We start from the raw sequence: 9,478 nt of genomic DNA on the forward strand, positions 1-9,478 counted from the left end.
GCGGCACGGGCGAGGCCAGCCTGGCCATTCCCCGGCAGGGATCCCGGGGCGGCGGCCATGATTGGGTGACCTCCCCGCCCGCCATGGACCGGTCTTCACGCGCCACCTCCCCGGCCCCGCGCCGCCTCGGAGCGGCCCTGCCGCACCTGGCTCTGCTCGCAAGCCTGCCCCTGGCGGGGGCGTCACCGCTGCGGGCCGCACCCGCGCCGCCCCCCTTCCCTCCCTCCTCCGAGTTCCGCTCCCTGCAGCTGATCACGCTGGCCTGCAGCCGCGAGAACACGGCCGAATCCTGCGACAAGGCCCGCAGCCTGGCCAATCCCCTCCTCGACCATCCACGCCTGCCCGCCAGCTGCAAGGACGTGCTCTGGACGATCCGTCAACGCTCGGTGGTGGCCACCAGCAACAGCTTCGAGCGGCGCGAACCGATCGACAGTGCCGCCCGCCGGCTCACGGCTGTCTGCCGCCTGCAGCTGCCGGTGGCCAGGCCGGCGGAGAATGCCGCCCCAAGGCAGGGGGGCATCAACCTGATCAATCCCAATCAAAACTGAAGCGCTGGCCAGGCAGCAGCCGCTGCAGCTCATGGGCCAGCTCCGCCATCAGCTGGCGGCTCACCTGGGGATGGTCGCGCAGCTCCTTCACCAGATCCGCCACATCGGTGCTGGTGAGGCCGTGGCTGCTGATCCTCGCCTCCACGCGCTGGCGGAACTGCTCCAGCAGCAGGGCCTGCTCCGCCGACAGGGGGCCGTCGTCCGAGGGGTGCTGAATCTCCATGGATCGGTGTCAGGGTTGGGGCAGGGAGGGCTCCGGGCTGCCGGGGGCCGCCGCCCGGGTGGCGCCCGCATCGATCAGAGCCAGCAGCTGGGTCGCGGTGTCCCGCATGAAGGCCAGGGTCATGGGGGTGACGACGACGGCCTTGTCGGCCAGCTGGCAGAGGGAGTTGCGCTCCCCCTTGGCCTCACAGCTGCTGGAGAGGCCCAGCAGGGCATTGGTGAGCTTGCCCCGCAGGCAGGATTCGACCCCCGCCCCGACCAGCACCGCCTCGGCGGCGGTGTGGGTGCGGCTCACCGCTTCGGCATAGGGGAGGGCCTTCGGGGCCCCCATGACGGCCCCGCGCACCGAGCTTGGGCTGAACACCACCGCCCCGGCGGTGGTGGCGACGACCGCGGAGGCGGCCACGGCCATCCGCAGGGCAGTGGGAAGCGACCGTGGCGCCATGGGGTGGGACTCCGTTTCATCCACGCTAGCCATAGCTGTCGAAGCCATCAGCCACGGCTGGAGCGCCAGCAACGCCAGTTGAGCCAGCATTCGCAGGACCCCCCGAATCGGCGGGGGTAGCTTGGGGCTCCCCCGAGCACCAGGACGCCGGCCATGGCGATGACGACCGAGCTGCGTCAGGTGGCGCTGGAGCGACCCTTCGACGACCAGAAGCCCGGCACCTCCGGCCTGCGCAAGAGCACCCGCCAGTTCCAGACCCCCCACTACCTGGAGAGCTTCATCGAGGCCTCCCTGCGGGTGGTGCCCGGGATCGCCGGCGGCACCCTGGTGGTCGGCGGCGACGGCCGCTACGGCAACCTCGCGGCGATCAGCGTCATCGCCCGCATGGCCGCGGCCCATGGCGTCAGCCGCCTGATCACCACCACCGGCGGCATCCTCTCCACCCCGGCCGCCTCCCACCTGATCCGCAGCCACGGCGCCGTGGCCGGGATCATCCTCTCGGCCAGCCACAACCCCGGCGGCCCCGACGGCGATTTCGGCGTCAAGATCAACGGCGCCAACGGCGGTCCGGCGCCGGAATCGGTCACCGATGCCATCCATGCCGCCACCCTCAGCCTGGACGGCTACCGCATCCTCGACGCCGACCCCCTGAACCTGGAGGTTCCCGGCACGGCGACCATCGGCGCCATGGCGGTGGAGGTGATCGACGGCGTCGACGACTACGTGGCGCTGATGCAGAAGCTGTTCGACTTCGACCGCATCGCCGCCCTGCTGCGGGGCGACTTCCGCGTCGCCTTCGACGCCATGCATGCGGTCACCGGCCCCTACGCCAGCCGCCTGTTCGAGGGGCTGCTGGGGGCCCCGGCCGGCACGGTGCGCAACGGCGTGCCCCTGGCGGACTTCGGCGGCGGCCACCCCGACCCCAACCTCACCTACGCCCACGAGCTGGCCGACCTGCTGCTGGCCGGTGGCGCCTACGACTTCGGCGCCGCCTGCGATGGCGACGGCGACCGCAACATGATCCTGGGCCGGCGCTGCTTCGTGAACCCCAGCGACAGCCTGGCCGTGCTCACCGCCAACGCCACCCTGGCCCCCGGCTACGCGGACGGCCTGGCCGGCGTCGCCCGCTCGATGCCCACCAGCGCCGCCGCCGACGTGGTGGCCGCCGAACTGGGCATCCCTTGCTTCGAGACCCCCACGGGCTGGAAGTTCTTCGGCAACCTGCTCGATGCCGGCCGGATCACCCTCTGCGGCGAGGAGAGCTTCGGCACCGGCAGCAACCACATCCGCGAGAAGGACGGCCTCTGGGCGGTGCTGTTCTGGCTGCAGATCCTGGCGGTGCGGGGCTGCTCGGTGGCGGAGGTGATGGCGGGCCACTGGGGCCGCTTCGGCCGCCACTACTACTCCCGCCACGACTACGAGGCCGTGGCCAGCGACGCCGCCCACGGCCTCTACGACCGGGTCTCCGGGATGCTCGCCGGCCTGCCGGGCCAGGCCTTCGCCGGCCGCACGATCCGCGCCGCCGATGACTTCGGCTACACCGACCCGGTGGACGGCTCGATCAGCAAGGGCCAGGGCCTGCGGGTGCTGCTCGACGACGGCAGCCGGGTGGTGCTGCGGCTCTCGGGCACCGGCACCAAGGGCGCCACCCTGCGGGTGTACCTGGAGAGCTACGTGCCCCCCGGCGGCGCCCTCGACCTCGACCCCCAGCTGGCCCTGAAGGATCTGATCGACGCCATCGACGCCCTGGCCGAGATCCGGGTGCGCACCGGCATGGATCGCCCCACCGTGATCACCTGAACGGCCCGGCTCCGTGAGGCCCGCCGGCACCACCCTTCCCTGGCTGATGGCGGCCTGGGTCTGTGCTGCCGCCGGGACCCTGCGGGCCGAGGGACTGCCGGCGCCGGCGCCCGCGGCCGCCATCGAGGCGCTGGAAGCCACCCGCTTCGCCCCCACCACCACCGTCGACCTGCAGATCAACGGCGTTCTGGGCGCCGTGCAGTACACCGGCAGTGAGGTGGAGCGGGCCGGCAACAGCGCCGCCGGGGCGCCGCTGCTGAACGGGGTCAGCCTCAACCACGAGGCCCGCCTCACCATCGACACCAGCTTCACCGGCCAGGACCTGTTCCGGATCCGCCTGCGCAGCGGTGACTTCGCCCCGTCGGGCTTCTTCTCCAACCCGCCCACCCCCCTGAGCCGCCAGGATGTGGCCTTCCAGGAGCCGGCCTGCGGCCCGGGGGAGGCGGCCTGCCCGTCCCGGCTGGTCAGCATCAACCGCGCCTGTCTGCAGCTGCCGATCGGCCCCGAGCTCCGGCTCAGCCTCGGGCCCCGGATCATGCAACTCGACATGCTGCCCGTCTGGCCGAGCGTCTACAACGCCTCGCCGATTCTCGATCTGTTCCAGTACGCCGGATCGCCGGGCACCTACGGCAAGCGGCTTGGCGGCGGCTTCGGGCTCTGGTGGCAGCCCCGGGGCGGCCTGCGGGGGTTGAGCCTGGGCTACGCCTACGTGGCCGGCCGGGCCGGCGGAAGCGCCCAGGGGGGCGGCCTGTTCTCCGGCTCCTCCTCCCAGACCAGCACGCTGCAGCTGGCCCTCACCCGGCCCCAGTGGAACATCACCGGCGCCTGGAACCTCAGCGGCCCCCAGGTGCGGCTGCGGGGCACCCCCCTGGCCAGCCAGCTGGCGGCCGGGGCCGCTGAGGGGAGCCTCAGCTCCTGGTCGCTGGCGGGCTACTGGCAGCCGCGCCGCTCCGGCTGGCTGCCTTCGATCAGCGCCGGCTGGGGGCAGGACACGTTCCGCTTCGGCGCCTACCCGGTGGCGGGCCTGTCGGGGGTGCGCAGCCGCTCCTGGTACGCGGGGCTGATCTGGAGCGATGTGCTGGCGGCGGGCAACAGCCTGGGCATGGCCGTCGGCTCGCCGGCCCACGTCAGCGCGATCCGCACCTCAAGCCCGGGCTCCATCGACGACCGTGGCCTGGCCATGGAGCTCTACTACCGCCTCCAGATCAGCGACGATCTCTCGGTGACGCCGGCGGTGTTCTGGTTGAGCCGCCCCCGGGGTGCGCTCACCGGCAGCGCGGATCTGTCGCCGGCCCTGCCGTTTCCTCCGGCCTCCGGGGAGAGCAGCCTGGGGGTGTGGGCCGGGCTGATCCGCACGACGCTGCGCTTCTGAGTCCGGCGCTGCCGGGGCGGTTGGATGACCGGATCAACCGAACCAGTTGAGGAAGCGCTGGATCACCACGGCGTTGCTGATGTCCACGAAGAAGCCCGACACCAGCGGCACGATGATGAAGGCCCGGTGGGCGTTGCCGTATTTCTGGGCCACCGCCGCCATGTTGGCCATCGCCGTGGGTGTGGCCCCCAGGGAGATGCCCCCGAAGCCGGCGCAGATCACGGCGGCCTCGTAATCGCGGCCCATCACCTTGAAGACCACGAACAGGGCGAACAGGAAGGACACCGCGAACTGGGCGGCGAGGATGGCCAGGATCGGGCCCGCCAGGGAGGCGATGGTCCAGAGCTGCAGGCTCATCAGGGACATCGTCAGGAAGATGCCCAGGGCGATGTCCGAGACGATGGCCAGGGAGCGGGGGGCGGCCAGGTAGCGGATCGGCAGCAGCCGGGGCACGGTGTTGGTGAGGAAGATCGCCGCGAACAGGCAGCACACGAACAGGGGCAGGTTGCTGCCGGCGGCCTTGAGGGCCTCATGCAGCAGTTCCCCCAGGCCCAGGCTCACATTGAGCCAGAAGAGGGTGCGCAGCAGGCTGAAGTAGGTCACCGGCTCGTGGACCGGGTCCTCCCCACCGATCGCCTCTTCGAACAGGGCGGCCGGAGGCGGCTGCAGCCCGTTTCCGCGGATCAGGATCCGGGCGATCGGCCCGCCCATCAGCGAGGCCAGCACCAGACCGAACGTCGCGCAGGCGATGCCGATCTCGAGGGCATTGCTGATGCCGTGGCTCTCGGCGAAGCGCGGCGCCCAGGCGATCGCCGTGCCATGGCCCCCCAGCAGCGAAACCGACCCACCCAGCAGGCCCACCAGGGGATTCAGCCCCAGCAGCGCCGCCATGCCGATCCCGGTGAGGTTCTGCAGGAGCATGTACCCCACGGTGGTGCCCACCAGGATCAGCAGCGGCCAGCCACCCGAGAGCAGGGTCTTGATGTCGGCATTGAGGCCGATGGCCGCAAAGAAATAGAGCAGCAGAAAATCCCGCGTCTGCAGATTGAAGCCGATCTCCGTGCCGTTGATGGCATGGATCAGGGCCAGCAGCAGGCAGACCAGCAGCCCGCTGGTGACCGGCTCCGGAATGTTGAACTCCCGCAGAAATCCCACCTTGCGGTTCAGCCAGCGCCCGATCGCCAGCACCACGATGGCGATATTGAAAGTCGCGAAGCTCTCGAACTGCATGGGAGATCAGGTACAACCCTGAACGGAGATCCGATAGCTGAAGCCAAGGGCCGCCGGTGTGGTGGAGGAGCCCACCCGGAAGTTCATCAAGCGGGTGCGCTTGCCGGGAACGGCCTGGAAGGGGCCGAACATCCGGCCCGTGCCGGGTTCGAAGGTTGGCGTTTCGTTGATCACCTGCAGGCTGCTGCCGTCGGTGAAGACCATGAAGCCCGACACCGGGAAGGTGGCGCGTTCGCTGGAGGCCGATGTGAAGAAGAAGCGATAACTGCGGAAATCGCGATCCACAACGAAGTCGGTGTTCCAGTTCGTACGGCCGACGAGCCGGTCCGGCCCGATCCGCTTCGACACCACCGGGTTGCCGCCGCCCCCCAGGGGCATCAGAAAGCGGCAGCTGGCCTGGGCGGCCGGAACGCTGGTGGCCGCTGTCGCGGCCAGGGCGGTGAGGGCGGCAACGAACGCTCGGTTCACGGTCAAGGGCGTGCCAGGGAGATCAGCGAGGTGCAGCATGACAGCCGGGGCAACGGGGCATGGAGGCCGATCGCCCCAAGGTCAGCGTTCCGCGGTTGAGGGGTCGTGGTCCCCCGGGCCATCCACACCGGCGGGACTTGGGAGGCTGGATTCCCGCCGTTGGCGTTCGGAATGGAACCAGAGGGCCAGCATGCCCGCCAGAGGGATCGAAACAAACACCCCCAGCAGGCCGGCGACCCGCTGTCCGATGAAGAGGGCCAGAAAGAGAAGCACCGGATTGAGCTCCATCGCCTGGCCCATCACCTTGGGCCGGACGATATTGTCCTGAATCTGACCGAGCAGCACCGAAGCGATCAAGGCCCGCAAGCCAATGTCTCCCCCCTGGGAGGCGAAGACCATCAAGGAGATCAATAGGATGCCGAGGGTGGCTCCGATCCCGGGGATCGCATCAAGGACACCCACGATCACCGCCAGAATCAGACTGTATTTCACACCCAGCAGCGGGAAGATCACGGCCGTTGAGACGGTCAGAAACACCATCAGCAACAGCTGTCCGCGGATGAATCCAACAACACTCTGCAGAAAGATCACGGCGAAACGATCACGGTGAGGCTCCGGAATCAACCCCAGAAATCCTTTCCATAACTTTTCGCCGTCGATCAGCATGTAGAGACTGATCACCGCACCGAAGACACCCGTGAAGACGCTGGAAAAAAGGGCTTGCAACAGCCCCAGTCCCGTCAACAGACCTTCCTGCAGCAGCGATGTGATTCTGTCGAATCCATAGGTCTTGAGGTATTGATGCAGGGGCGTGAGGTCCTGCTGTTTCAGGGTTCCCTGCAGATCCAGCAAAAGACCCTGGCCCTGGTTCAGCACCTGCAGGCCAAGGCCGGTGATGAATCCGACCAGCAGGATCAGGGCGCCGCAGGTCACGGCGGCAATCGACCATCCCCGCGGCAGATAGCCGCTCAGCCACTTGACCGGGACGTTCAGCACAGCCGCCACGATGGCGGCGGCCGTGAACACCGCAATCGTGCCGGAAAAGTAATTGAAGATCACCACCGTGACCCCGATGCAGGCCAACAGCAGGAGATAGCGCACGAGATTGGTGGTGCTGAACATGGCGGCTGAAGGCACCACGCGGAGGCGGAATCGTAGGCAGTCGAGGCCCCCATCCCCCTGCGGGGCGAGGCTTCAGCCGTTCCCCTCGGGCCGGGAGGCGAACAGGTTCAGACCCAGCCGCTCCGACAGAAAACGTGCCGTGAGCTGGCCACGCACACTGTTGCCCGCCTCATCCAGTGGCGGCGCATAGGTGGCCAGGCCCCCCTTTCCCGGCGCCACCGTGATCATGCCGCCGGCCACACCGCTCTTGCCCGGCAGGCCGGTGGCATACAGCCAGTCGCCGGAGGTTTCATACAACCCCGCCGTCACCATCACCGCCAGCACGTGCTGGCAGTGGATGGCCTCGATCACCTGCTCCCCGGTGATGGGCTGGCGACCGCCGTTGGCCAGGGTGGCGGCCATCACCGCCAGGTCGGCGGCGGTGACGCTGAGGGAACACTGGCGGGTGCAGAGCTCGGTGGCCTCGTCGGGATCCCACCAGATGCGGTCATGGTCGCTGAGCAGCGTGGCCAGACCGGCGTTGCGGCGATTGGTGGCCAGCTCCGAGGCGCAGACCTCGGTATCGATCTCCAGCCGCCGGCCGGCGAAGCGGGAGAAGCCGTCCTGGATGAAGGCCCACTTCGCTTCGCTGCTGGAACCCGGCGCCAGGCTGGTGGCGGCGATCGCCCCGGCGTTCACCATCGGATTGGAGAGGCCGTCGCCGCTGCGCTCCACCGCCAGCACGGAATTGAAGGGCAGGCCGGTGCTGTTGACGCCGAGCTTCTCGCGGGCCTCCTCCTCACCGATGGCCTGGCAGATCAGGGCGAACAGGAACGGCTTGGAAATGCTCTGGATGCTGAAGGCCACCCGGGCCTCGCCAGCCTCGAACAGCGCCCCGCCGCAGCTGGAGACGCAGAGGCCGAAATGGTCGGGATCCGCCGCCGCCAGGGCCGGGATGTAGTCGGCCACCTGGCCCTCGCCGACCGGCGCGAAGCGGCGATGGGCCTCCGCCACCAGATCCTGGACCACCTCGGCGGTGGGCAGGTGACCGTTGGACACCCATTCGGAGACGGACCACATGGTGGAAGGCGGGGCTGGTGGAGGGCTCAGGTTGGCGAGACCTGCTCCCAGGGGAAGCTGGGCAGGCGGTGCAGCGCCTCCCGCTGGGCATCGCTCCAGGTCTCGACCATGGCGGCCAGTTCCGGCGCGTCGGCAGCGAAGGTGAGCCGGTGGGCGATCGTCAGGGCATCAGCGGGAAGGATGGCCAGCTCAAACGGGGGGCCCACCGTGAGGTTGGAGCGCTGGGTGAGCACTTCCGAAATCAGACAGAGCCGGGCCGCATCCTCCAGGGAGAGGTTGGTGTGGCCCACGTTATCGAGGGGTGGTTTGCCGTATTTCGTCTCGCCGATCTGCAGGTAAGGAGTTTCCCGGGTGGCCATGATGGCGTTGCCCTGGGGATACACCAGATAGAGGCCGTGGGGCTCCCCGGCGATCTGGCCGCCCAGCAGGAACGAGGCCCCGGCACTGGCGCCGGCCTGCTGCAGGGCCTCACCGTTCTCCCGCTGGACCGCCACGCTCACCCGGCCGATGTACGCGGCCGCCTCAAACAGATAATCGCAGGAGCGCAGATCCCCGGCACCGGAGACGGAGGGCTCGTGGGCCCGGTCGAGATCGCGACGGATCCAGCTGACCACGGCCTGGGTGGTGGCCAGATTGCCAGCAGCGAGCAGCACGAACAGCCGGTCAGAGGCCGGCTGGAAGACGTACATCTTGCTGTAGCTTGAAATATAGTCAACTCCTGCATTCGTCCTGGAGTCGGAAACCATCACCAGGCCCTTCTCCAGCCAGTAGCCGATGCAGTACGTCACCCTGGTTGCCAGCTGGTGCAAGTCAATGAGGCTAGCTCACAGGCCCTAAGTGAGAACGCTGAAAACACCGGAACCCCACACCACCCCACCGTGCAGTCCTGGCCTCAGGGGGCTGTCGGAGGCGCAATCCCGGGACCGATCGGGTCGGTGACGTTGGCGCAGAGATCCAGCACGATCTGCTGACCCAGCGACCGCCCCAGCGGCACGGACCAGGGCTCCCAGGCCCCATTCACCAGCCAGGCCTGGCGGAGGCTGGTGCAGTGCACCGCCACCGCCGTCGCCTGGGCCCGGACCGGTCCCACGTCAGCCTGGGTGGGCTGCACCAGGGTGACCCGCACCCCGCCGGGATGGAGCTTCCAGCCGCCCCAGTCGACGAGGGTGTTGCCGTAGAAGCGCCAGCGGACCGCCTCACCCGGCTTCGGCG

Annotated in this window: 10 protein-coding genes and 1 pseudogene; 3 read left to right on the forward strand and 8 right to left on the reverse strand. The window is 69.0% G+C overall.

The features are described 5' to 3' along the window. Positions 1-548, forward strand: a 548-nt coding sequence (locus VB737_RS12250; protein WP_500313321.1) for a hypothetical protein, incomplete at its 5' end; no start/stop codon positions are given. Here the strand turns inward: VB737_RS12250 and VB737_RS12255 are convergent. Together VB737_RS12255 and VB737_RS12260 are read right to left on the reverse strand one after the other, a co-directional pair. Beyond that, complete coding sequence (locus VB737_RS12255) at positions 529-771, reverse strand: hypothetical protein (RefSeq protein WP_500313323.1); 243 nt, start codon at positions 769-771, stop codon at positions 529-531. The genes VB737_RS12250 and VB737_RS12255 overlap by 20 nt on opposite strands. A 9-nt stretch (positions 772-780) precedes the next feature. After that, complete coding sequence (locus VB737_RS12260) at positions 781-1,215, reverse strand: hypothetical protein (RefSeq protein WP_500313325.1); 435 nt, start codon at positions 1,213-1,215, stop codon at positions 781-783. Positions 1,216-1,368: 153 nt separating this feature from the next. Here VB737_RS12260 and VB737_RS12265 point away from each other — a divergent pair, with 153 nt between their 5' ends. Further along, positions 1,369-3,015: an alpha-D-glucose phosphate-specific phosphoglucomutase gene (locus VB737_RS12265; protein ID WP_500313327.1), complete on the forward strand. Its 1,647-nt coding sequence runs from the start codon at positions 1,369-1,371 to the stop codon at positions 3,013-3,015. Between the two features lie 13 nt (positions 3,016-3,028). Then, positions 3,029-4,387 (forward strand): carbohydrate porin, encoded by a 1,359-nt coding sequence (locus VB737_RS12270; RefSeq protein ID WP_500313329.1) that lies wholly within the window; start codon positions 3,029-3,031, stop codon positions 4,385-4,387. A 33-nt stretch (positions 4,388-4,420) separates the two neighbouring features. On the opposite strand, the gene gltS is transcribed toward VB737_RS12270, so the two are convergent. From gltS to VB737_RS12300, 6 genes and pseudogenes are all read right to left on the reverse strand, one after another. Next, positions 4,421-5,617, reverse strand: a complete 1,197-nt coding sequence (gltS, locus tag VB737_RS12275) for a sodium/glutamate symporter (protein ID WP_500313331.1) — start codon at positions 5,615-5,617, stop codon at positions 4,421-4,423. Between the two features lie 6 nt (positions 5,618-5,623). Further along, positions 5,624-6,085 carry a hypothetical protein gene (locus VB737_RS12280; RefSeq protein WP_500313339.1) on the reverse strand — a complete coding sequence of 154 codons (462 nt, stop codon included), beginning with the start codon at positions 6,083-6,085 and terminating at the stop codon, positions 5,624-5,626. Positions 6,086-6,166: 81 nt separating this feature from the next. Further along, positions 6,167-7,207, reverse strand: a complete 1,041-nt coding sequence (locus VB737_RS12285; protein WP_500313333.1) for an AI-2E family transporter — start codon at positions 7,205-7,207, stop codon at positions 6,167-6,169. Between the two features lie 72 nt (positions 7,208-7,279). Next, a complete protein-coding gene (gene glsA / locus VB737_RS12290; protein WP_500313335.1) occupies positions 7,280-8,266 on the reverse strand; it encodes a glutaminase A in 987 nt (328 codons plus the stop codon). 26 nt (positions 8,267-8,292) lie between these two features. Next, positions 8,293-9,054: a proteasome-type protease gene (locus VB737_RS12295; protein WP_500313337.1), complete on the reverse strand. Its 762-nt coding sequence runs from the start codon at positions 9,052-9,054 to the stop codon at positions 8,293-8,295. Positions 9,055-9,158: 104 nt separating this feature from the next. Beyond that, positions 9,159-9,478, reverse strand: a pseudogene (locus VB737_RS12300) (hypothetical protein); the annotation flags it as partial.

This window comes from Synechococcus sp. BA-120 BA3, from assembly GCF_034931285.1.
Taxonomy (GTDB): domain Bacteria; phylum Cyanobacteriota; class Cyanobacteriia; order PCC-6307; family Cyanobiaceae; genus Cyanobium.

Excerpts from the sequence above, each read along its gene's own strand:
- VB737_RS12255 (WP_500313323.1), bottom strand. The coding sequence starts at position 771 with ATGGAGATTCAGCACCCCTCGGACGACGGCCCCCTGTCGGCGGAGCAG.
- VB737_RS12260 (WP_500313325.1), bottom strand. The coding sequence starts at position 1,215 with ATGGCGCCACGGTCGCTTCCCACTGCCCTGCGGATGGCCGTGGCCGCC.
- VB737_RS12265 (WP_500313327.1), top strand. The coding sequence starts at position 1,369 with ATGGCGATGACGACCGAGCTGCGTCAGGTGGCGCTGGAGCGACCCTTC.
- gltS (WP_500313331.1), bottom strand. The coding sequence starts at position 5,617 with ATGCAGTTCGAGAGCTTCGCGACTTTCAATATCGCCATCGTGGTGCTG.
- VB737_RS12285 (WP_500313333.1), bottom strand. The coding sequence starts at position 7,207 with ATGTTCAGCACCACCAATCTCGTGCGCTATCTCCTGCTGTTGGCCTGC.
- glsA (WP_500313335.1), bottom strand. The coding sequence starts at position 8,266 with ATGTGGTCCGTCTCCGAATGGGTGTCCAACGGTCACCTGCCCACCGCC.